Annotated in this window: 22 protein-coding genes; 14 read left to right on the forward strand and 8 right to left on the reverse strand. The window is 39.4% G+C overall.

Annotated elements, in window-relative coordinates:
• Positions 1–189: 189 nt before the first annotated feature.
• From D0T60_RS11720 to rpe, 3 genes are all read right to left on the reverse strand, one after another.
• Positions 190–1,227, reverse strand: coding sequence for a bifunctional oligoribonuclease/PAP phosphatase NrnA (locus tag D0T60_RS11720; RefSeq protein ID WP_163218349.1), 1,038 nt, complete (start codon positions 1,225–1,227; stop codon positions 190–192).
• A 77-nt stretch (positions 1,228–1,304) separates the two neighbouring features.
• The gene (locus D0T60_RS11725) at positions 1,305–3,200 is read right to left on the reverse strand and encodes a ComEC/Rec2 family competence protein (protein ID WP_370524450.1); all 1,896 of its coding nucleotides are present in this window, start codon (positions 3,198–3,200) and stop codon (positions 1,305–1,307) included.
• A 175-nt stretch (positions 3,201–3,375) separates the two neighbouring features.
• A complete protein-coding gene (gene rpe / locus D0T60_RS11730; protein ID WP_163218351.1) occupies positions 3,376–4,026 on the reverse strand; it encodes a ribulose-phosphate 3-epimerase in 651 nt (216 codons plus the stop codon).
• Positions 4,027–4,232: 206 nt separating this feature from the next.
• Here rpe and D0T60_RS11735 point away from each other — a divergent pair, with 206 nt between their 5' ends.
• The 14 genes from D0T60_RS11735 to miaA all read left to right on the forward strand — a co-directional run bounded on the left by D0T60_RS11735 (position 4,233) and on the right by miaA (position 18,642).
• On the forward strand, positions 4,233–5,246 hold the full coding sequence (locus D0T60_RS11735) for a PhoH family protein (RefSeq protein ID WP_163218352.1): 1,014 nt from the start codon (positions 4,233–4,235) through the stop codon (positions 5,244–5,246).
• 60 nt (positions 5,247–5,306) lie between these two features.
• Positions 5,307–6,251, forward strand: a complete 945-nt coding sequence (locus tag D0T60_RS11740; protein ID WP_163218353.1) for a phosphoribosylaminoimidazolesuccinocarboxamide synthase — start codon at positions 5,307–5,309, stop codon at positions 6,249–6,251.
• A gap of 88 nt (positions 6,252–6,339) precedes the next feature.
• Positions 6,340–7,077 carry a bifunctional demethylmenaquinone methyltransferase/2-methoxy-6-polyprenyl-1,4-benzoquinol methylase UbiE gene (ubiE, locus tag D0T60_RS11745; RefSeq protein WP_163218354.1) on the forward strand — a complete coding sequence of 246 codons (738 nt, stop codon included), beginning with the start codon at positions 6,340–6,342 and terminating at the stop codon, positions 7,075–7,077.
• A gap of 18 nt (positions 7,078–7,095) precedes the next feature.
• Positions 7,096–7,842 (forward strand): shikimate dehydrogenase, encoded by a 747-nt coding sequence (locus tag D0T60_RS11750; protein ID WP_163218355.1) that lies wholly within the window; start codon positions 7,096–7,098, stop codon positions 7,840–7,842.
• Position 7,843: 1 nt separating this feature from the next.
• Complete coding sequence (locus D0T60_RS11755; protein WP_163218356.1) at positions 7,844–8,740, forward strand: DMT family transporter; 897 nt, start codon at positions 7,844–7,846, stop codon at positions 8,738–8,740.
• Positions 8,741–9,071: 331 nt separating this feature from the next.
• Positions 9,072–10,238: an AIR synthase related protein gene (locus tag D0T60_RS11760; protein ID WP_163218357.1), complete on the forward strand. Its 1,167-nt coding sequence runs from the start codon at positions 9,072–9,074 to the stop codon at positions 10,236–10,238.
• A 90-nt stretch (positions 10,239–10,328) separates the two neighbouring features.
• Positions 10,329–11,417: a peptide chain release factor 1 gene (gene prfA, locus D0T60_RS11765; RefSeq protein WP_163218358.1), complete on the forward strand. Its 1,089-nt coding sequence runs from the start codon at positions 10,329–10,331 to the stop codon at positions 11,415–11,417.
• A 164-nt stretch (positions 11,418–11,581) separates the two neighbouring features.
• The gene (gene pyrF / locus D0T60_RS11770) at positions 11,582–12,427 is read left to right on the forward strand and encodes an orotidine-5'-phosphate decarboxylase (RefSeq protein ID WP_163218359.1); all 846 of its coding nucleotides are present in this window, start codon (positions 11,582–11,584) and stop codon (positions 12,425–12,427) included.
• Positions 12,428–12,470: 43 nt separating this feature from the next.
• A complete protein-coding gene (locus D0T60_RS11775; protein WP_163218360.1) occupies positions 12,471–13,697 on the forward strand; it encodes an HD domain-containing protein in 1,227 nt (408 codons plus the stop codon).
• Between the two features lie 141 nt (positions 13,698–13,838).
• Positions 13,839–14,879, forward strand: a complete 1,041-nt coding sequence (lpxD, locus tag D0T60_RS11780; protein ID WP_163218361.1) for a UDP-3-O-(3-hydroxymyristoyl)glucosamine N-acyltransferase — start codon at positions 13,839–13,841, stop codon at positions 14,877–14,879.
• A 3-nt stretch (positions 14,880–14,882) separates the two neighbouring features.
• Positions 14,883–16,268, forward strand: a complete 1,386-nt coding sequence (locus D0T60_RS11785) for a bifunctional UDP-3-O-[3-hydroxymyristoyl] N-acetylglucosamine deacetylase/3-hydroxyacyl-ACP dehydratase (RefSeq protein ID WP_163218362.1) — start codon at positions 14,883–14,885, stop codon at positions 16,266–16,268.
• Between the two features lie 11 nt (positions 16,269–16,279).
• A complete protein-coding gene (gene lpxA, locus D0T60_RS11790) occupies positions 16,280–17,047 on the forward strand; it encodes an acyl-ACP--UDP-N-acetylglucosamine O-acyltransferase (protein WP_163218363.1) in 768 nt (255 codons plus the stop codon).
• 129 nt (positions 17,048–17,176) lie between these two features.
• Complete coding sequence (locus D0T60_RS11795; protein ID WP_163218364.1) at positions 17,177–17,734, forward strand: IS1096 element passenger TnpR family protein; 558 nt, start codon at positions 17,177–17,179, stop codon at positions 17,732–17,734.
• Positions 17,734–18,642 (forward strand): tRNA (adenosine(37)-N6)-dimethylallyltransferase MiaA, encoded by a 909-nt coding sequence (gene miaA, locus D0T60_RS11800; protein WP_163218365.1) that lies wholly within the window; start codon positions 17,734–17,736, stop codon positions 18,640–18,642. Before D0T60_RS11795 ends, miaA begins: the two co-directional genes overlap by 1 nt.
• Here the strand turns inward: miaA and D0T60_RS11805 are convergent.
• The 5 genes from D0T60_RS11805 to D0T60_RS11825 form a co-directional block, all read right to left on the reverse strand.
• Entirely contained in the window at positions 18,629–19,726 is a 1,098-nt protein-coding gene (locus D0T60_RS11805) for a TlpA disulfide reductase family protein (protein ID WP_163218366.1), read from the reverse strand. The two genes, miaA and D0T60_RS11805, sit on opposite strands and share 14 nt — an antisense overlap.
• A 19-nt stretch (positions 19,727–19,745) precedes the next feature.
• A complete protein-coding gene (locus D0T60_RS11810) occupies positions 19,746–21,284 on the reverse strand; it encodes a M56 family metallopeptidase (protein WP_163218367.1) in 1,539 nt (512 codons plus the stop codon).
• 4 nt (positions 21,285–21,288) lie between these two features.
• Entirely contained in the window at positions 21,289–21,657 is a 369-nt protein-coding gene (locus tag D0T60_RS11815; protein WP_163218368.1) for a BlaI/MecI/CopY family transcriptional regulator, read from the reverse strand.
• A gap of 274 nt (positions 21,658–21,931) precedes the next feature.
• The gene (locus tag D0T60_RS11820; RefSeq protein ID WP_163218369.1) at positions 21,932–22,129 is read right to left on the reverse strand and encodes an Arc family DNA-binding protein; all 198 of its coding nucleotides are present in this window, start codon (positions 22,127–22,129) and stop codon (positions 21,932–21,934) included.
• A 16-nt stretch (positions 22,130–22,145) separates the two neighbouring features.
• The gene (locus D0T60_RS11825) at positions 22,146–23,450 is read right to left on the reverse strand and encodes an alpha/beta fold hydrolase (RefSeq protein WP_163218370.1); all 1,305 of its coding nucleotides are present in this window, start codon (positions 23,448–23,450) and stop codon (positions 22,146–22,148) included.
• Positions 23,451–23,455 lie beyond the last annotated feature (5 nt).

A 23,455-nucleotide genomic window follows, 5' to 3' on the forward strand; every position in this document is an offset into this window, starting at 1 on the left:
GCCTGGACTTTTAATACATACGATGGGGAAAATTGCCATCGCATTTATTTATCTAATTTTTTAAAACAACAGAATCAGAGTTCAAATACTGATTCGCATATATTATATATAAGTAGGTGCAAAAGTATTTTATTTCCTCGAAAATAAAAAGAGAATGTTGTATAGTTCTAACCTTTTAACCTTTGAATTTTAACTTTTAACCTTTAGCAGGGGTTCGTAAGCCTTCAAGGCTTTTTCGAAAGTAACAATAGCTTCTTCCATAGTCCCTGTAAATTCTCCTCCGGATGCATTCAGATGTCCTCCTCCATTAAAGAAGTCGGCAGCCACTTTATTAACGGGGAAAGTACCCACCGAACGTAGCGATATTTTAATTATATTTCTCTCTGTGTCTTCTCTTAAGAAACAGGTAAAGAATACATCTTTAATTGATAAGGGGATATTCACAAAGCCTTCGCTATCTCCTTTTAAATAATCAAATTTATCTTGCTCTTCCTTAGTTAAGGAAATTAATGCTGCATGACAATCGGAATAGACCTTCATATTCGACAAAACATATCCCATCAACCGCAAACGGCATTCTGAATAGGTGTTGTACACTTTTCTGTAAATTTCATCTTTATCAATGCCTTTCAGAAGAAGCTCACTAATAATAAAATAGATATGACGATTATTGGAGTTATAAGTGAATCCACCTGTATCAGTCATCATTCCGGTATATATACACTCCGCTGCCTTTTTGGAGATGTCTTCGAAATAACCCATCCGACAAATCAAGCGGAAAACAAGCTCAGATGTAGAAGATATTTCAGGATAAGAGATCGTTATCTTACAAAAATCAGCCGGATTCAAATGGTGGTCGATAAGTATTTTACGAGCCGGAGAAGCTGCAACAGCATCTGCCATATTATCAATACGCGATAAAGCATTCAAGTCGAGGCAACAAATAACATCAGCTTCGGCAATCAGTTTATCGGCAAATTCTTTATAACGATCATATAACAAGATATCTTTTGCCCCGGGCATCCATTTCAGGAAATCGGGAAAAGCATTGGGCACAATTACATTTGCATTCTTTCCTTGCGATTCCATAAAATGCCACAAGCCCAGCGAGGACCCAATAGCATCTCCGTCGGGAGATACATGAGATACAATAACAATATTATCGGCTCGCTCAAACCATTTCGCAAAATGATCGACTTTAGATTGTTCGATAACTTTATTCAGCATATTTTCTAATTAAATTAAACACGGCAAATATACGAATAATATGCCATTGAATGATATGTTTAAATAATAAAGCGTTATTAATAAATGAGATAAGAAGCATGATTCAAAGATATGCAAGACATTTCTAATGCTTCGCATTCTTTTCGCAGCCTATTTTGTAGATATTCAGGCAAAGAAGCATCCAATACAATATGCTTTACATTAAAAATGGTGGTCAGAGATTGCACGCTACCTGTATATCCCTTACACAAATAAAGATAATCTACCCGAAGGGGGTATTCACTTTTCCGGTATCTCCAAGAGTTATTGTTTATAAAAGCTACTCGTTTTTCTCCGAAAGAAATCATATTATCTTTTCGAGTAAAGGCTCCTTCATTATAGTTTTCCTTTACAGCCTTAGGTTTATCTAATCGCAAACGATTCCAATAGGGAGAAGCAGAATGCTTTAATCTCTCTACATCAGGTATGCTATCTACATAACTTAGCCAGGATTTTCCTGAAGATGATATGCAATGAACTGCCGGGCAATTTCGAACACAATAAAACACCATGCTATTGGAGGGAGAATTTTTATATGTAAGTCCGGCATGCAAAACCACAAAACTCAAAATGCTACCCAATAAGAGTATTAACGTTTTAGCTCTACGGTTAAAAACAAATACGCCCAATAATACAAGAATTACATAAATACCAATAACTTCTATTTTATGCAACCAAATATGATCGATGGAAGAATATGGAAGTTTCTCCACCCAACCCACAATATTGATTAAACCAGACAAAAGATACTTTAATATCCAGGCTACACATTGTTGTGCCAACGGTATAGGAGTAAGTAGCAATAATAAAACGGCTCCATAAACAATAAAAGAGACTAAAGGAATCACCAATAAATTTGTCAACAGGAAATGAGTAGAGAAACGTGAAAAATAGAATAACACTAAGGGAGCAGTACCTATCTGTGCTGCCAAAGAAACAGTAACTAAATCCCATACATATTTCAGTGCCCTATTATTTACTTTCACCTTATTAGATAACCAAGGCTGAATAAACAAAATAGCTACTACAGCCGAAAAAGAAAGCTGAAAACCCACATCGAACAACCAAGCCGGATTATACACTAACATAAAGAAAGCCGCTGCTGACATGGAGTTGAACGAAAGATTTTTATGTCCGGTGAACTGTGCCAAACTCAACAATGAGCACATAATAGTTGCTCTGACCACCGAGGTTGATAATCCTGTGATAAATGCAAAAGCCCAAAGAGCAATAAGTATCACAATCAGTTTGAACATTCGATTGCCCAATGTCTGATTTCCTAACCCAGCCAACATAAAAAGAAGTATTGTGTAAACAAGCATCAAATGAAGCCCAGACAGCGATAAAATATGGCTCGATCCTGCCACAGAAAAGGACTCCCGGATCTCTTCACTTAAATCTTCTTTATAGCCTAAGGTTAAAGCTGAAAGAATAGATAATTCATCTTTTGTAAAACCCAATTGTCGGTACACAGATAAGAGTGTATCTCTGGAATCAGAGGCTATTTGTTGAAGAGTACGGTGCGAATCATGCGTTAAGAGCTTCCAATGTCCATCAGCAACATAACCTGTACCACTGATCCCTTTTCTCAATAAGTAACGCCGATAATCAAAAGCATCCGGCACTCCACTGTTTTTGGGTAGAGACAATTGGGAAGACACAAGTATCCTATCACCCCTTCGAAGTGTTGCAACAGTAGAATCTTTAGGAAAATACAATAACACCCTTTGATGTTCTATCTCTGATTCACAAAGTATAGAGCGCTCTTTCACCTCAGGCGAACTAATTATAGAAGCTTGATAGACAGAAGAATCTTCCGAAAAAGAGCAGTTTGTTTGTTTCAATTTCCAATAATGCCAATTGCATCCCAACAAGAAAAACACCCCAAATATGGAAGCACCAAACAGCCAACGCAAGGAATATCTCTTTGAGATGCAAGACAATAAAGCCACACAAACAACTACACAGAAAGGTACAAATAAGTAAAAAGCAGAGAGGTTTACTCCCCGATAAAAAAGTAAATCACCCCCAACAATACCAAGAATTAACGGAATAAGTAAACGAAAAAAAGTGTGTTTGTGTAAAAAGTCGGCAAAGGACACTGGTTAACTATGAGTTCTTCAGCTTATGAATCATTAATTCCGGATTCTCATTGCCAAAGATTGCACTTCCGGCTACCAGTACATCGGCTCCCGCAGCCACTAATCTGGCTCCGGTTTCGGCATTCACGCCGCCATCTACTTCAATCAGAGCTTTAGAACCTGTACAAGCAATCAGTTCGCGTAGTTCCTGTATCTTTACGATGGTATGTTCGATAAACTTTTGCCCTCCGAATCCGGGATTCACACTCATAACCAATACCATATACACATCGCGAATAATATCCGAAAGGAAAGAAACGGGAGTAGCCGGATTAATAGTCACAGCAGGTTCCATACCTGCTTCGCGAATTTGTTGTACCACCCGGTGCAGATGTGTACAAGCTTCGAAATGCACATTCATGGTATGAGCCCCCAACGCTTTTACCTCAGGAATGAACTTTTCAGGATTCACAATCATGAGATGTACATCAAGAGGTTTATGAGTGAGTTTCACTACCTGTTCCAATACCGGAAAGCCAAAAGATATGTTGGGTACAAATACCCCATCCATTACATCGGCATGTATCCAATCTGCTTCACTGCGGTTAAGCATCTCAATATCCTTGGCCAAATTAGAAAAATCGGCCGACAAAATAGAAGGAGCTATCAGAGGTTTCATAGTTCATGAATCATAATTACTATGCAAAGGTAGAAAAAGAAAATACAATAACCATCTCACTGTAATATGAAAATATGCTCTTTCCAAACCAAATATGATGAAAATAATACTTTCGGTAGGTAAGAAGCTGCAAATTAATTGTTAAGATTCAACAAACTATTCAAACGTTTCACTAAATTTGCGTCTTAAAAACTCAAAAAATATACATGATAGAGAAGCACATTGTATTAGAAGATATAGATCCGGTTATTTTTTATGGTGTTAACAACGCCAACCTTCAACTGATTAAAGCCCTATACCCTAAGCTACGAATCGTGGCCCGGGGAAACGTTATCAAAGTATTGGGTGATGAAGAAGAGATGGCCGCCTTTGAAGAGCACATCATTAAACTGGAGAAATATTGTGCCGAATACAATTCATTGAAAGAAGATGTTATTATTGATATCATAAAAGGGAATGCCCCCCAAGCCGAGAAAGCCGGAAATGTAATTGTTTTCAGCGTAACGGGAAAACCAATTATTCCGCGTAGCGAGAATCAGATGAAGTTGGTGGAAGGCTTTCAAAAGAACGATATGATTTTTGCAGTTGGTCCTGCCGGCTCCGGAAAAACATACACAGCTATTGCACTGGCTGTTCGTGCTCTTAAGAATAAAGAGATCAAGAAAATCATACTCAGTCGCCCTGCCGTAGAAGCGGGAGAGAAGCTTGGTTTCCTGCCTGGTGATATGAAAGAGAAGATCGACCCTTATCTACAACCTTTGTATGACGCTTTGCAGGATATGATTCCCGCTGCCAAGCTGAAAGAATATATGGAGTTGAACGTAATTCAAATAGCCCCATTGGCTTTTATGCGCGGTCGAACACTCAATGACGCGGTAGTAATTCTGGATGAAGCACAAAACACCACCACCCAGCAAATTAAGATGTTCCTTACGCGTATGGGTATGAACACCAAAATGATTGTAACCGGAGATGTTACACAAATCGACTTACCGGTTTCACAAACATCGGGCCTGGTGCAATCTATGAAGATATTAAAACATGTAAAGGGTATCTCCTTTATTGAACTGAATAAAAAAGATATTGTTCGTCATAAACTGGTAGAGCGTATTGTGGATGCTTACGAAAAATATGACAAAGAGAGAGAGTTACAAGTTACAGGTTACGAGTTACAAGTTAAGAAGAAGAAATCTGACTCAACTCAAACCAGCAACCCGTAACTTGTAACCCGTAACTTGTAACTCGTAACTTAATTGTAACTTGTAACTAAAAAAAATAATATGAGCAAAGCATTAGTTAGAACAGATTTCAATTTCCCGGAACAAGTAAATGTATATCATGGAAAAGTACGTGATGTATATTATATTGGCGAAGATCTTCTTGTGATGATTGCTACAGATCGTATCTCAGCTTTCGACGTAGTACTTCCGAAAGGTATTCCTTACAAAGGACAAGTATTAAACCAAATTGCATCTAAGTTTTTGGATGCCACATCAGATATTGTTCCCAACTGGAAACTGGCTACTCCGGACCCAATGGTAACAGTAGGGCTTAAATGCGAAGGATTCCGAGTGGAAATGATTATCCGTGGATACCTGACAGGTAGTGCTTGGCGTGAGTATCAAGCCGGAAACCGTGTAATCTGTGGCGTTGCTATTCCGGATGGAATGAAAGAGAACCAACGATTCCCTGCCCCTATCATTACGCCTACTACTAAAGCTGATGAAGGACATGATGAAAACATCTCGCGCGAAGAAATCATTGCACAAGGCATTGTTAGCGAAGAAGACTACGAACAAATGGAAAGATACACGTATGCACTCTTCCAACGTGGTAGCGAAATGGCCGCTGAGAAAGGTCTGATTTTGGTAGATACCAAATATGAGTTCGGCAAGAAAGATGGCAAAATCTATCTAATAGATGAAATCCATACTCCTGACTCTTCACGTTATTTCTATGCAGAAGGTTATGAAGAGAAATTCCTGAAAGGCGAACCTCAAAAACAACTTTCCAAAGAATTTGTACGTCAGTGGCTGATGGATAACGGCTTCATGGGCAAAGCTGGTCAACAAGTTCCCGAAATGACAGATGCTTATGTAGAATCGGTATCCGAACGCTACATTGAGTTATATGAACACATCGTAGGCGAAAAGTTTGTAAAAGCAAATGCTGATGATGTGGCTGTTCGTATTGAGAAAAATATAAATCATTTTTTGCAAAAATGATTTAGTTACGAGTTACAAGTTACGAGTTACCTTTCCTAATTATTGCTAACTCACAACTTGTAACTCGTAACTCGTAACTTGTAACTATATGAATTATCCCCAAGAAACCATCAAGCCTTACAATGGTGAAGGAAAAAAGGCAGAGCAGGTAGAACACATGTTCGATAACATTGCTCATGCATACGATCGGCTTAACCATACTCTTTCATTGGGTATCGACAGAAGTTGGCGTCGCAAAGCAATTGCCGGCCTCAAGCCTTATAAACCACAACAGATTATGGATGTGGCTACAGGTACAGGCGATTTTGCTATTTTAGCTTACCGCATGCTACAACCCGAATCCATTATCGGAACTGATATATCCGAAGGTATGATGAATGTGGGAAGAAATAAAGTTGAAAAAGAAGGACTATCCGATAAGATAACTTTCTCTAAAGAAGACAGTTCTTCTTTTTCTTTCGAAGATGAAACATTCGATGCGGTGACCGTTGCTTTCGGTATCCGAAACTTCGAGAACCTGGATAAATGCCTGGCCGAAATGTGCCGCGTATTAAAGAATGGCGGACATCTGGCTATACTGGAGCTTACTACTCCGGATAAGTTCCCGATGAAACAACTGTTTGCCATTTACTCCAAGGTTGTGATCCCCGTTATCGGTAAGCTATTATCCAAAGATAACAGCGCTTATAAGTATCTGCCCGAAACAATCAGGGCTTTTCCGCAAGGAGAAGTTATGAAAGGTGTTATAGCCCGGGCCGGCTTCAGCGAAGTAAACTTTAAGCGATTAACATTTGGTATATGTACACTTTATACTGCGACTAAATAACTTCTAAAATTCCCTTTTATGCAAAAATATGGTTTAATTGGTTTTCCTCTGCACCATTCGTTCTCTATCGGATACTTCAACGAGAAGTTTCGTGCCGAAGGAATTGATGCCGAATATGTTAACTTTGAAATACCTTCCATTAAAGACTTCAAAAGTGTTATTGCGGAAAATCCCAATTTAAGCGGGCTGAATGTAACAATTCCCTATAAAGAACAAGTAATTCCTTATTTGGATGAGTTAGATAAAGATACGGCAGCCATCGGAGCTGTGAATGTAATCAAAATCATTCACAAAAAGGGAAAAGTAAGATTGGTAGGATACAATTCCGATATTATCGGCTTCACCCAATCTATTGAGCCGCTTTTACTGCCTCAGCACAAAAAAGCCTTGATTCTGGGAACCGGAGGAGCAGCCAAAGCTGTGTTCCACGGATTAAAGAATTTGGGGGTGGAAAGTGTATATGTATCGCGCACTCCTCAAAAAGGAATGCTCACGTATGAAGAGCTGACTCCTGAGATCATGAAGGAATACCTGGTAATTGTTAATTGCACACCGGTAGGCATGTATCCCAAAGTTGATTTTTGCCCATCTATTCCTTACGAGGAGCTTACCTCAAATCATTTACTTTACGATTTACTATACAATCCGAATGTTACTTTATTTATGAAGAAAGGAGAAAAGCAAGGAGCTGTTGTAAAGAATGGTCTTGAGATGCTCTTACTCCAGGCATTCGCTGCATGGGACATTTGGAACGACAATCTATAAAATGAGAATTAAGTTACTCGCCATATTAGCTTGCGTACTCTGGGGGTCGGCCTTTGCCGGAGCGAAAATCGGATTTGAATATACCAGTCCGCTACACCTGTCGGGTATGCGATTTATGCTGGCAGGGATATTATTGGTTCCTTTTCTGATTTATCAAAAGGTAGATTGGAGGAAAAATCTGAAAGAATGGCGGTACATGTTACTGTTCGGACTCCTTCAGACCTTTATTCAGTATGGACTTTTCTTTATGGGGCTCAATGATGTGCCGGGTGCCATATCTGCCATCATCATCGGAGGCGGTCCGCTTTTTGTTGCTATCATGGCGCACCTCACCATTAAAGATGATAAGCTGACAACCCGAAAATCATTCGCCATTACTTTAGGGCTTATAGGGATTGCATTCATTAGCATATCCAAAGGGCAGGCAGAAGCCGGAAGCGCTGATTTCAAGTTTTACACCGGAGTTGCACTACTTATTATCAGTAACATCGTAGGAGCCTCCACCAATATTATTTTAGCTAAAAACAAAGGTAGAGTATCTCCCGTTATGCTTACGGCAGTAGCCAATTTCAGCGGAGGCCTTTTACTTTATATCGTATCCTTCTTTACGGAAGATTGGTACATCAAAGATTATACCACCGAATTTTATCTGGCCTGGATATGGCTTGCCTTTATCCCGGCAGCCGGATTTTCCATCTGGTATTCTTTATTACAAAGACCGGAGATAAAGGTTTCCGAACTAAACATTTGGAAATTTGTAATCCCTGTGACGGGAGCAATCCTTAGCTGGATGCTATTGCCCAATGAATCACCCGACTTTTATTCGATCGTTGGCATTATCATCATTACGACTGCACTCATCGTTTTACAATGGAATCCACGGAAAAGAAATAGGTAGCAGTTGCTTCGATTGTCAGTAGCATTTGCTTCAATTGCCGGTAGCATTTTTTTCAACTGCCGGTAACATTTAACAGTATCGTGATAGGTAAATTTATCCATTTACCCAGAGACTTCATGACGATTTCCTAACGCACCTAACGCACTTGCCCTTTAAACATCACTAATTCAGATAATTAGGGTGCGTTAGGTGAGCCAAAAATACCTAACGCACCAATCACGCACCTAACGCAGTAGATCACGCAAAAAGGTAAAGAAAGAGAAAATGCCCGTAAATTTTAGTATTCAACTTAAAAACAGTAATTTTGCATCCATTAAAACCATTATAGTCCATGAGTAATCAACGATACATGATGCGAGGTGTTTCTGCCTCAAAGGAAGATGTGCATAACGCAATCAAGAACATTGATAAAGGTATTTTCCCGCAAGCTTTTTGCAAAGTCATTCCCGATATTTTAGGAGGAGATCCTGAATACTGTAACATTATGCATGCAGATGGTGCGGGCACCAAATCATCTTTAGCATATTTGTATTGGAAAGAAACCGGAGACATCTCTGTATGGAAGGGAATTGCACAAGATGCCCTAATCATGAACATTGATGATTTACTTTGTATAGGTGCTACCGATAATATATTAGTATCTTCTACTATCGGGCGCAATAAGCTACTCATTCCGGGAGAAGTTATCTCAGCCATTATCAATGGTACAGACGAACTATTGGCAGAACTCCGCGAAATGGGAGTAGGTATCTATGCCACCGGTGGAGAAACCGCCGACGTAGGCGACCTTGTACGCACCATCATTGTAGATAGCACCGTTACCTGCCGTATGAAACGCAGCGAGGTAATTGATAATGCCAACATCCGTCCGGGAGATATCATTGTTGGTTTAGCCTCTTATGGACAAGCTACATACGAAAAAGAATATAATGGCGGTATGGGAAGTAACGGATTAACTTCTGCCCGTCACGATGTTTTCGCCAAATACCTGGCCGAAAAATACCCGGAAAGCTTTGACGCAGGTGTACCTGCTGATTTGGTTTACTCAGGTGGCTTGAAGCTAACCGATAAAATAGAAGGTTCTCCGCTGGATGCCGGCAAACTGGTACTCTCTCCTACCCGTACGTATGCTCCGGTTGTAAAAAAGCTATTGGATGCATTACGCCCTCAAATACATGGTATGGTACACTGTTCCGGAGGTGCTCAAACTAAAATTCTCCACTTCGTAGATAAGGTACGAGTGATAAAAGATAATCTATTCCCGGTTCCTCCTTTATTCAAAACCATTCACGAACAAAGCGGAACAGACTGGGCTGAAATGTATAAGGTATTTAATATGGGGCATCGTTTAGAAGTATATTTATCTCCTGAACATGCGGAAGAAGTCATTGAAATATCTAAATCATTTAATATTGATGCACAGATTGTAGGTCGGGTGGAAGAAAGTGATAAGAAAGAATTAATCATTAAGAGTGAATTTGGAGAATTTAGATATTAAAACATTCACCACAGAGGACACGGAGTACACAGAGGAATACATAAACTCTGTGACCTCCGTGTCCTCTGTGGTGAATTCTAATTTATACAGATGGCAGATAATAACAATATATTAGACAAATTAGAAGGACTTGTTAGTCGCTTCGAAGAAGTCTCAACCCTCATTACCGACCCTTCCGTAATTGTCGACCAAAAGCGCTTTGTAAAACTCACCAAAGAGTACAAAGAGCTGGACGATATTATGAAAGCCCGCAAAGAGTATATCCAAATATTGGCAAATATTGACGAAGCTCATGATATTCTCAATAACGAGCAAGATCAGGAAATGAGAGAGATGGCTCGCGAAGAGTTGGAAGCAGGCCAAACACGTCTTCCCGAATTGGAGGAAGAAATAAAAATACTACTCATTCCGGCCGATCCCGAAGATGGCAAAAACGCCATTGTAGAAATTCGCGGAGGTACCGGAGGAGATGAAGCTGCTATTTTTGCCGGCGACCTATTCCGTATGTATATCAAATACTGCGAAACCAAAGGTTGGCAAACCGAAGTAACCAGCAGCAGCGAAGGAAGTTCCGGAGGTTTTAAAGAAATTATCTTCACCGTATCGGGCGATAATGTTTATGGAACACTGAAATACGAAAGTGGCGTGCACCGTGTGCAACGTGTTCCTGCCACCGAAACGCAAGGACGCGTACACACCTCTGCTGCATCGGTAGCCGTACTTCCCGAAGCAGAAGAAGTAGATGTGGAAATCAATCCGGCCGATTTGGAGTTCCAAACAGCTCGTTCAAGCGGCGCGGGAGGTCAGAATGTAAATAAGGTAGAAACCAAAGTACAATTATACCATAAGCCTACAGGAATACAGATTCAGTGCCAGGTATCACGTTCGCAGTTAGCCAATAAAGAAATGGCATTGCAAATGCTTCGTACTCGTCTTTATGACATGAAAATGCAAGAACACTTGGCAGCCATCTCTTCCAAAAGGAAAACAATGGTTTCTACCGGCGACCGTTCTGCTAAAATCCGCACCTATAACTATCCGCAAGGACGTATTACAGATCATCGTATTAATTATACGATTTACAATCTTGCAGCTTTTATGGATGGCGATATACAAGGTTGCATTGACCAGTTGATTGTGGCGGAGAATACGGAACGAATGAAAGAGAGTGAACTGTAAGCCTCTCCCCGACCCTCTCCAAAGGAGAGGGAGGAAGACCTGCGGATGAGATGCTATGAAATAAAAAAGCTAATTATAGAATAAAACAATATAAACCATAAAAAATGAGGGCCCAATCCGCATGGCGGCTCCCTCTCTTTGGGAGAGGGATGGGGTGAGGCTTTATGAACAAACAACAATTATTCGAAAACATAAAACGCAAAAAATCATTTCTTTGCGTTGGGTTAGACACCGATATAAAGAAAATACCCGAACATCTATTAAAAGAAGAAGACCCAATCTTTGCTTTCAATAAAGCCATTATTGACGCAACAGCCGATTTCTGTATTGCCTACAAACCGAATCTTGCTTTCTATGAGAGTTTAGGTGTAAAGGGATGGATTGCCTTTGAGAAAACAGTTAACTACCTCAAAGAGAATTATCCCGATCAATTTATTATTGCCGATGCCAAACGTGGTGATATTGGCAATACCAGCGAAATGTATGCTCGTTCTTTCTTTGATGAACTAAATATAGACTCAGTAACCGTAGCTCCTTATATGGGCGAAGACAGCGTGAAGCCATTCCTTATATATCCCGAAAAATGGGTGATACTATTGGCTCTTACTTCCAATAAAGGCTCGCACGACTTTCAGCTAACAGAAGATGTAAATGGCGAACGCTTATTCGAGAAAGTATTGAAGAAATCTCAGGAATGGGCCAGCGATGAGCAAATGATGTACGTGGTAGGTGCTACACAAGGTAAAATGTTCGAAGACATCCGTAAACTTGTTCCTAACCATTTCTTGTTGGTTCCCGGTGTAGGAGCTCAAGGCGGATCACTTGATGATGTATGCAAATATGGCATGAACAGCACTTGTGGCCTTATTGTAAATTCATCTCGCGCCATTATCTATGCAGATAAAACAGAAAAATTTGCAGAAGTAGCTCGTCAGGAAGCTCAAGAGGTGCAAAAACAAATGGCCCAGCAGTTGGATAGTTACAAGTTACGAGTTACAAGTTACGAGTAAAGCTTATACATATTTACTCAACCACTTGTAACTCGTAACTATAATGTCCAACAACAGGAAGATCATCAATGATCCGGTATTTGGTTTTATCAATATACCGGAAGGGTTAATATATACGGTTGTTCAACATCCGCTATTGCACCGCCTTACACGTATTAAGCAAATGGGATTATCCTCATTTGTTTATCCGGGTGCTCAACACACTCGCTTTCAGCACTCATTAGGAGCGTTTCACCTGATGAGTGAAGCCATTACACAATTAAGAAGTAAAGGCATTGAAATCAGTGAAGAGGAAGCCATTGCTGTTAAGATAGCCATTCTTTTACACGATGTTGGTCATGGGCCTTTTTCTCATGTATTGGAAGATACCATTGTATGCGGAGTATCACACGAGGAAATCTCACTGATGCTAATGCAACAGATAAATAAAGAGCTTAATGGTCAGTTAGATCTTGCCATTCGTATCTTCAAGAATGAATATCATAAGAAATTCTTGCACCAACTGGTTAGCGGGCAATTGGATATGGATCGACTTGACTATTTACGCCGTGATAGCTTTTATACGGGAGTAACAGAGGGCAATATCGGATCAGCCCGCATCATAAAAATGCTTCATGTAAAAGACGACCATTTGGTGGTAGAAGCCAAAGGCATTTATTCCATTGAGAATTTCCTTACTTCGCGACGGCTGATGTACTGGCAAGTATATCTTCATAAAACATCAGTGGCTTGCCAGGAGATGCTTATCAGCACATTGCTTCGTGCCAAAGAACTTGCCGAAAAAGGAGAGGTTCTTTTTTGCTCCCCTGCTCTTCATTTCTTCCTGTACAATCATATCGATCGGGATACGTTTTACACGAATCCCGAATGTCTGGAACATTTCATTCAATTAGATGATAATGATATATGGACAGCCCTCAAAGTTTGGAGTGCACATTCTGATAAAGTACTCTCAACCCTGAGCATTGGCTTATTAGATAGGAAGCTCCTGAAAGTGAAGACTTCCGAAGAGCCATTTAATGAAGATCATATAACTGATTTAATCAAGATAATAAGTAAGAACCTTGCTATTCCTTTTTCGGATGCGAAGTATCTAATTTCAACCCCCAGCATTGAAAGGAATATGTACGATCCGGCAGACGACAGCATCGATATTATATATAATGATGGATGTATCAAGAATATCGCTACGGCATCCGACATGTTTAATATATCTTTGCTCTCTAAAAAGGTAAAGAAGTACTACATTTGCTATTTACGAACGAAGTAGCGGCTACAAAATATCCTCGTTTTAGTAAGGATATATAAAAAAAAAATCCGTTATTTGCGTTTTGAATTAAACACGCAGGGCAAAACCTGCTTTATTTTGACCAATAAACATAGTAGGTAATTTTATAAAAGCACTATAAAGATGGAGTTCTCGGCTAAACAGATAGCGGCGTTTATACAGGGAGAAATAGTTGGCGATGAAAATGCTAAAGTTCACACTTTTGCAAAAATAGAAGAGGGGGTTCCCGGCGCACTATCATTTTTGGCAAACCCCAAATATGCCTCATATATTTACACTACCCAATCAAGTATTGTACTTGTAAATAAAGACTTTCAACCCGAACAAGAGATTAAAGCCACATTGATCAAAGTAGATAATGCTTATGAAAGCCTGGCAAAGCTTATGAACTTATATGAATCGAATAAGCCTAAAAAACTGGGAGTAGATTCATTGGCATACGTAGCCCCCACTGCCAAACTGGGAGAAAATGTATATATAGGAGCTTTCGCTTATATTGGCGAGAATGTTATCATAGGAGACAATACACAAATATACCCTCACACTTATATTGGCGACGGCGCAAAAGTAGGAGATACATGTGTTCTATATTCCAATGTATCAATCTATCATGACTGTCGTATAGGTAACGAATGTATTATACATTCCGGTGCCGTTATAGGCTCAGATGGTTTTGGATTTGCTCCAACAGATGAAGGCTATGATAAGATACCACAAATTGGCATCGTTATCTTAGAAGATAAAGTAGAAATAGGAGCCAACACCTGCCTCGACAGGTCTACTATGGGTGCAACAGTAATTCACAAGGGAGTCAAATTAGACAATCTTATACACATAGCACACAACGTAGAAGTAGGCTCTCATACAGGTATGGCAGCACAAGTAGGCATCTCCGGCTCTACAAAAGTGGGAGAATGGTGTATGATTGGCGGACAAGCCGGATTATCAGGCCATATCACAATAGGCGATAAGGTAGGAATCGGCGCACAATCGGGTATTAAAAGTTCGGTTAAAGACGGTAGCCAGATTATAGGATCGCCGGCTATTGAAATAAAACAATGGTTCAAAGCTTCCACTGTTTTTAAACACTTACCCGATATGTATCTTGAAATGAGCAAACTCCGCAAAGAATTAGATGAACTGAAAAAACAATTAAATAATTAACCAATGATTAAACAAAAAACGCTGAAGAGCAGCTTTTCATTAAGTGGAAAAGGGCTTCACACCGGAGTTAATCTGACTGTGACGTTCAATCCGGCTCCGGAAAATCATGGCTATAAAATACAACGCATAGACTTAGAAGACAAACCCATCATCGACGCTATTGCCGATAATGTGGCAGAAACTACAAGAGGAACAGTACTTGCACAAAACGGAGCGAAAGTAAGCACCGTAGAGCACGGAATGGCCGCCCTGTATGCATTAGGAATAGACAATTGTTTAATAGAAGTAGACGGCCCTGAATTTCCGATTCTTGAAGGAAGCTCCAGACGTTATGTGGAAGAAATAGAGAGAGTAGGAATCCAAGAGCAAAACGCTGTAAAAGACTTCTATATCATTAAATCGAAAATTGAATTCCGCGACGAAGAAACGGGTTCATCGATTACCGTCCTTCCCGACGAAAACTTTAGCCTAAATGTACTTGTTTCATACGATTCTGAAATTCTCCCCAATCAATATGCTACTTTAGAGGATATGACTAACTTCAAAGACGAAATAGCCGCAAGCCGCACTTTCGTCTTTGTCCGTGAAATAGAACCTCTGCTTTCTGCCGGATTAATTAAAGGAGGAGACTTAGACAATGCCATCGTTATTTATGAGCGCAAAATGTCTCAGGAGAACTTCGACAAGCTGGCAGATGTAATGGGAGTTCCTCACATGGATGCCGAGAAAATAGGCTACATCAATCATGTTCCTTTGGTATGGCCTAACGAATGTGCCCGCCATAAGCTATTAGATGTAATAGGGGATCTTGCATTGATAGGAAAACCCATTAAAGGAAGAATCATAGCTACTCGTCCGGGACATACTATCAACAACAAATTTGCCCGTCAAATGCGTAGAGAAATTCGCAAACATGACATACAAGCTCCTGTATACAATTGCGAGGAAGCTCCTGTTATGGATGTGAATCGTATTCGCGAACTCCTACCCCATCGGTATCCATTCCAATTAGTAGATAAAGTAATTGAGATTGGTGCTAATTATATTGTCGGAGTAAAAAACATCACCTCAAACGAGCCCTTCTTTCCGGGACATTTCCCGCAAGAGCCTGTTATGCCCGGTGTATTGCAAATAGAGGCCATGGCACAAGTAGGCGGTTTACTTGTTCTCAACTCAGTTGATGAACCCGAACGTTATTCCACCTACTTTATGAAGATAGATGGAGTAAAATTCCGCCAGAAAGTAGTTCCAGGTGACACGCTGCTCTTCCGGGTAGAGTTACAAAGCCCTATTCGCCGTGGAATCTCCACCATGAAAGGATATGCTTTCGTAGGAGAAAAAGTAGTTTGCGAAGCTGAATTCATGGCACAAATAGTGAAAAACAAATAACTAACATATTTATGATAAGCCCTTTAGCATATATCCACCCCGAGGCTATTATTGGAGAAAATGTAGAAATTGCTCCATTTGCATTTATTGATAAGAATGTAGTGATTGGCAACAATAACAAGATCATGGCCAATGTCAGCATTCTCCACGGAAGCCGTATTGGTAACAACAATACCCTATTTCCCGGAGCGGTTATCGGTGCTATTCCTCAAGACTTGAAATTCCGCGGCGAAGAAACAACCGCTGAAATAGGAGATAATAACACTATTCGCGAAAACGTAACCATCAATCGCGGTACTGCTGCCAAAAACAAAACTGTAGTAGGCAGTAACAACCTATTGATGGAAGGTGTACACGTTGCACATGATGCCATTGTAGGTAACGGCTGTATCATTGGTAATGCCACTAAAATGGCTGGTGAGATTATTATCGACGATCATGCCATCATCAGCGGCGCCGTATTGATGCATCAATTTTGCCGGGTAGGCGGATATGGAATGCTTCAGGGAGGAAGCCGTTTCAGCAAAGACATTCCCCCATATATCATTGCAGGTAGAGAGCCTGTTGCATTTTGCGGCATAAACGTTATCGGCTTAAGACGACGCGGCTTCTCTAACGAAACCATAGAGTTAATACACAATGCATATCGCATCATTTACCAAAGCGGATTAAATACTACAGATGCATTAGTGAAGATTGAAGAGGAGTTGGAAGATACACCCGAAATCAAATACATAGTAGACTTTATTCGCGGCTCAGAAAGGGGTATCATTCGCTAAGAATTACATTATTCACATATAATTGAGTCCGGTTTAACCAAATTAACAGTTAAGCCGGACTTTTTTAAGCCCGTATTTGTAGTCTTTGCTTTTTTTGCTAATTTTACACCATTAATAAATGATAGAATTATGATATACAGATTTACTATTATATCCGATGAGGTAGATGATTTCGTAAGAGAAATACAAATTGATCCGGAAGCAACTTTCTTAGACTTTCATGAAGCCATTTTGAAATCGACAGGATACACTGATAATCAAATGACTTCTTTCTTTATATGCGACGATGATTGGGAGAAAGAAAAAGAAATCACACTTGAGGAAATGGATTCAAGTTCAGAAATCGACAGTTGGGTAATGAAAGATACCCCATTAAATGAGTTAGTAGAAGACGAGAAACAAAAGCTCTTATACATTTTCGACTACCTGACAGAACGTTGCTTCTTCATTGAGCTCTCTGAAATCATCACAGGAAAAGAAATCAAGAAAGCAACCATTACACGTAAGGAAGGTACTCCTCCTCCTCAAGTAATGGATTTCGATGATATTGCCGCCACATCAGGTTCCGTAGATTTAGGTGAAAACTTCTACGGCGACGAAGATTTCGACATGGACGACTTCGATATGGACGGATTTGATGTAGATAATGCAGGAGCCTCCGGTAATAGCGGTGACGATATCTTTTAATGAATAAATTCTTAATTGTACTTATAGGGCCTACAGGTGTCGGAAAAACCGAATTGAGTCTTCGGATTGCCGAAGAATTTAATACGAGCATCGTCTCTTCGGATTCCCGACAACTGTATGCCGACCTTAAAATAGGAACTGCCGCTCCCACTCCTGAACAACTCCAGCGAGTACCACACCACTTCGTAGGTACGCTAAAACTGACAGATTATTACAGTGCGGCTCAATATGAAACGGAAGTCCTCCAACTTCTGGATTCTTTATATACTCAAACAAACGTTGTTCTATTAACCGGCGGTTCCATGATGTACGTGGATGCTATTTGCAAAGGTATTGACGATATTCCAACCGTAGATACTGACACTCGTCAGCTCATGCTTCAACGTTATGAAACAGAAGGCTTGGAGCGTCTTTGTGCAGAATTAAAGTTACTCGATCCTGAATATTATCAGATTGTAGATTTAAAAAATCCCAAGCGAGTTATCCATGCATTGGAAATCTGCTATATGACAGGAAAAACCTACACCTCCTTTCGTACACAGAAGAAAAAAGAAAGACCTTTCCGAATCATTAAGATAGGTCTTACCCGAGATCGTGAAGAGTTATACGCGCGCATTAATCAGCGTGTAGATATTATGATAGAGGATGGACTTCTTGACGAGGTTCGTTCTGTCTACCCCTACCGTCACCTGAATTCATTGAATACAGTAGGTTATAAAGAACTTTTCAGATATTTAGATGGTGAATGGGAATTGCCTTTTGCAATAGAGAAGATCAAGCAAAACTCTCGCATCTATTCTCGCAAACAAATGACCTGGTTTAAACGGGATACGGAGATTCAATGGTTTCATCCGGAAAAAGAAACGGAGATACTTTCGTACCTCCGCTCTATGATTACTTCTGCATAACTTCGGCAACTTTTGCTTTGAGTTCTTCGCCACGTAATCCTCTAGCAACTACAGTTCCATCAGGAGCAAACAAAATGATGTGTGGTATGCTTTGAAATCCATACAGCTCGCCCGGTACTTTTTGCGTATTCAAGATGTGAGGCCAAGGCATTTTATATTTTTCGAAAATAGCCTTTGTCTTCTCCAGTTCATCCCATACGGCTACGCCCAATACCTCAAATTTATCTCCTTTATACTTTTCGTACACTTCGGTAACTACCGGCACTTCGGCAAGGCACGGTCCGCACCAACTGGCCCAGAAGTCAACCAGTACATATTTACCTTTACCTACATAATCTGAGAAGGATTTTGTTGTGCCATCGCCCTGATCAATCGTAAAATCAACAAAAGGTTTCCCTATATCTGTTCTCATATAGGCGGCATTCAACTTAACTATTCTCTCCACTCTTTGACGAGACAGTACAGCTTCGCCTGCCTTTGCTATCAGTTGAGCCAGTTCTTGTTTGTTGCCGTAATTTTCATACCCCATTAATGCCACTACCCCCACTTCATTGTTGCTATTGGCCAAAAAGTATGATTTGTAGATCTCTGCCAACACCTTAGAACTTCTCTCACGCAAAAGTATATTTTGCCTTTTCTTTTCCATAGGCTCGGTTACTTTTTTAAAGAGCTCTGTTCTTTCTGTTGCCTCCGCTTGATGTTGTTTGGCCGTAGCCTTCTGCATTTTGGCAAGTTCCATATTTAGAGAAGTAGACAAAGAGTCTTTACAACTCATATCAATTACAGCATTCTCCAATATCAAAGTACCAAAGTTAGCTCTGCCTTCTACAACCGAGCAGTATGTAGGAACATCGTTGGTAGTACCTTTAAAAACATAATTCACGCCCACTATTACTGTGCTGTCAATCTTTACATTATCGTCATGACGAACAAGGTACACAGTTTTTCCATGATAGGTTGAATCATTCAGTTTTCCTTTTATTTCATAAGAGGAAGATTCAACCGAGTGTTTATTGGAAGCTTGTTTGCAGGCAGGTAGCAACAACATTGCAACAGCAACCCATAAGATAAAAAGTTTCTTCATTCTATACTCATTTAGTAAGTTATTGTTTCTCCATCATTATATTGAGTTTCTTCTTTGGTTTCAGTTCCTGATCTTTCATTCCAACATGCGAAACCTGCAATAGAGCATCATCTGTGGTTTTTAGTTCATACCTGCCATCTGCACCTGTCATAGTAGCAATGTCTGTTCCTTTAATAAAGATAGTTGCTCCATGAATAGGATCTCCATTGGTATTTACAACAAATCCTTTTACGGTTAAAGGAGCTCCTTTCTGCGTTTTCGTTGCCGGGAAACGTCTTGCCATGTCGCTCTCCGACACATCTTGAGCAGCTTCAATTAGTTGTTTCATATCAACTAAAAAAGCCGGTCTTTCTTTTTCGGTATTATCTTTCTTTATTAATTCGATAGAGATAACGCCATTTTTTCCTTTAGCACCATAAGGCTCTGTCGATTTTAAATCTTTAAGTAAAGTGATTGATTGTATTTTACTGGTATTCAGCAATAATGCATCATCTACTGAGATTTCTTTCCCATCTACAACAAACAATGGCAACTTTTCTTTATCTATTTCTCCCGATTTGCCTAAAATTATGGCTCGTTCATTATTGTTAATGACTATGGTATCTTGCTTCTTTGTTTCCATAATTGAAGCAAAATCATTAACTTTGACTGTGGAAATCTCTTGCAGTTCATTAGAGATTTCAGGACGGGCAAAAGCTGTTATTGCGATAGCTGCTACCGGAAGCACATATAAGTACTTCAAACGTGCCCAAGGACTTGATTTTTCTTTTAACATCATAGTGATACGTTTTTTAAGTTTACTGTGATTAAAGCTGTTGGCCATAGAGTAGAGCCTTGTGCCAACGGCTTTTTTTATTAATAATAGTTGATATTGTTTCGCATTTACGCCTTCTTTTATAACGGTTTCGTCGGCTTCATATTCATGAATATTCTGCAATTCCTGCTTTAACAGCCATATTGCGGGGTTAAACCATTGGAAGAATGTAGAAACTTCGGTCAACAATAAGTCTAAGGAGTGTCTATTTTTAATGTGAGCTAACTCATGAATTAGTATTTCTCTTGCGCTTTCCTCCAAATCTTTTTCTGAGATTACCACATAATTCATCCAACTAAATGGCGACAAATTTTCTTTATGGTGTATTATTAAGGTAACACCTTTCTCTATTTGCTCTTTCTTTCCTCCTTTTATCAAAAGCAAGACACGCACTAAAGAATAAAGATTCCTACCTATAAAAAATAAAACACCCAGAAAATACACTATCATAAGAACCTGTATCCAGGCAAAAGAGGCGGTTTGTTCCGGCAAAGTTTGAGATGAATCAGTATAATTTGCCTGCATCAAAAGCTGCTCAAGGCTCAATACTGTTTGCGTAATTTCCGTTTCCTGATGAATGGTTACTTTGCAAAAAGGAACTAATAAGGACAATAATAGTATACACAAAATACCGATCCGGTTAAAACGGTGAAAAGTTTCTTTGCTGAGTAACAACCTGTAGAACAGATAAAAAAGGGTTAAGCAAAGAGCTGCTTTTAATATGTATACACAAAATGCTCCCATCAGATTATTTTTTAGTATTAGATTTTTCTACCTCAGCTATTAATTCTTTCAATTCCTTTAAAGAAATATCTTCTTCCTGCACCAAAGAAGACACTACATTCAGATACGAATTGTTAAAATATTTACTGATCACATTTTTCAGTGTTCCTTTATGAAACTCATCTTCTGCAATTACTGCATAATAACGATAGGTATTGCCAAAAGTCTCATGATTAAGATATCCTTTCTCCTCTAAACCGCGAACAATGGTTGATAAAGTATTAAAATGAGGTTTAGGTTCATCATAAAATGCAAGTATTTCTTTCACAAACAGGGGGCCTTTCTGCCAGAAAAACCCCATAATCTCTTCTTCTTTTATTGTTAGTCCTTTCATATTCTAAATCTATTGAGAGCAAAGAACTAAATTTTATAGTTTACAAACTAATTTATTTAGTTAAATAGAACTAAAGGTTATAGTTTGCTTGAAAACAAAATTATTTTTGCTGCAAGTGATATGTTTTAGACCCCCATCTAAAACAGTATTAGATGAGGGTGTAATGATGTATTAGATGGGGGTCTAAAACAGAGTAGTTTACAAAGAAAAATATAAAAAGCCTATTAAGCCAAAAGGGAACATATACAAGTCCTTACCTGAATTAATACCTAAATCAATCCTCTGTGGGTTTATCTTTCGTTTTCTTTTCTTTCTTCAAGCGTCCATTTTTCTTCAATGCTTCATTTATAATCCATTGAAGTTGACCATTTGTACTGCGAAACTCATCGGCGGCCCATTTTTCAATGGCTTCCATCGTATCCACATCTATTCGCAGTACAAAACTTTTGGTTGAAGATTCTTTTTTACTCATATACAATACTACTGTTTCAATTCTCTTTTATCCAGTTTGCAATATCTGATATAAGATATTCGGCTACAGGAGTTTGAACATTATATTCGGTAGGAGTCGATTTTCCAATTCCTTCTTGTAATAAATGATTCAATTTGGAGTAAGATTTAAATGACACATACTTAGCTTTAGCAAGTCCTGCCTTCCAAAGATTAAAATCCTCCATTGTTACCTGATAATCGCGTTCTCCCTGAACAATAAGCATGGGGAGCTTTAGCTTTTTAGCTACCTCAACCGGACGATATTCATTGGCAAATTTCCAATAAGAGATTGGCACCTCCAAAATTAAACCATTTTTTTCATCGAAAGGTTCCCTACCTATTTTTTTCACATTTATTGCCTGTTGCTTAATGGCTTCAACCTGCTTTTCTGTTTCAGGAGTTGAAGGAGCTAATGATGATAAATAGATTGTTTGCTCCACCATCAAATCTTCCATTGAACGGGCAGGTCCGGCTATAAGTATAATTCCTGCCAAAGCATTCCTTGAGCGTTCTGCAATTCTCGGTGCCAACAAAGCACCCTGACTATGCCCAACTATATAGATGCGGTTTGAATCGATCAAAGGCTCGTTCTTCATCATCTCAATAATAGCCAAAGCATCATCTACGGTCTCCTTATCAAAATCGGAAGCAAGTTCCACATCTTTATATACATACGTCCGCTTATCATAACGAACTACAGCAATTCCTTGTTTAGCCAGCCCGTATGCTAAATCACGAAAAGGTTTATTGGGTCCAATTGTTTCATCTCTGTCATTGGGCCCCGAGCCATGCACTAATATAGCCACAGGAGGTCTGGTAACGCCTTTAGGCAAAGAAAGGATACCAGGCAGTTTTAACTGCCCTGAAATGATTTCAATTTCCTTTTCTTCTATTTCTTCCGTATTCAAAAGTTCCGCCTTTGCAGTAGGTTTTGCTGGTACAGGCATAAAACGAATGGTATTGGCTAAACCATCATCATCAAAGGCTGTAAGAAAACGAAGTGCAAGATTTTCAAATTGAAGATCGGTATAATAAATCTTCATATTATTCACCAACTCTGTTTTCCATTCGCTATGAGACTGATATTTACCCACTTGCTGTTCTAACCCAAGAAATATCTGATTAAAAACAGCAGGAGTCAGATTTGAACGAACATTATCATTCAGACGAACATATACACTGTCTCCTTGCCCTACCATACAGAAATCCAATAATTGTTTAGCACGTTCTTCATTAGCCTGCGCATTGGCAAACAAACATGAAAACAAGATAGTTAAACTGACAATTACTCTAAGCACCATATTAA

It is taken from the genome of Bacteroides sp. 224, from assembly GCF_010500995.1.
In the GTDB taxonomy this organism is placed as follows: domain Bacteria; phylum Bacteroidota; class Bacteroidia; order Bacteroidales; family Bacteroidaceae; genus Bacteroides.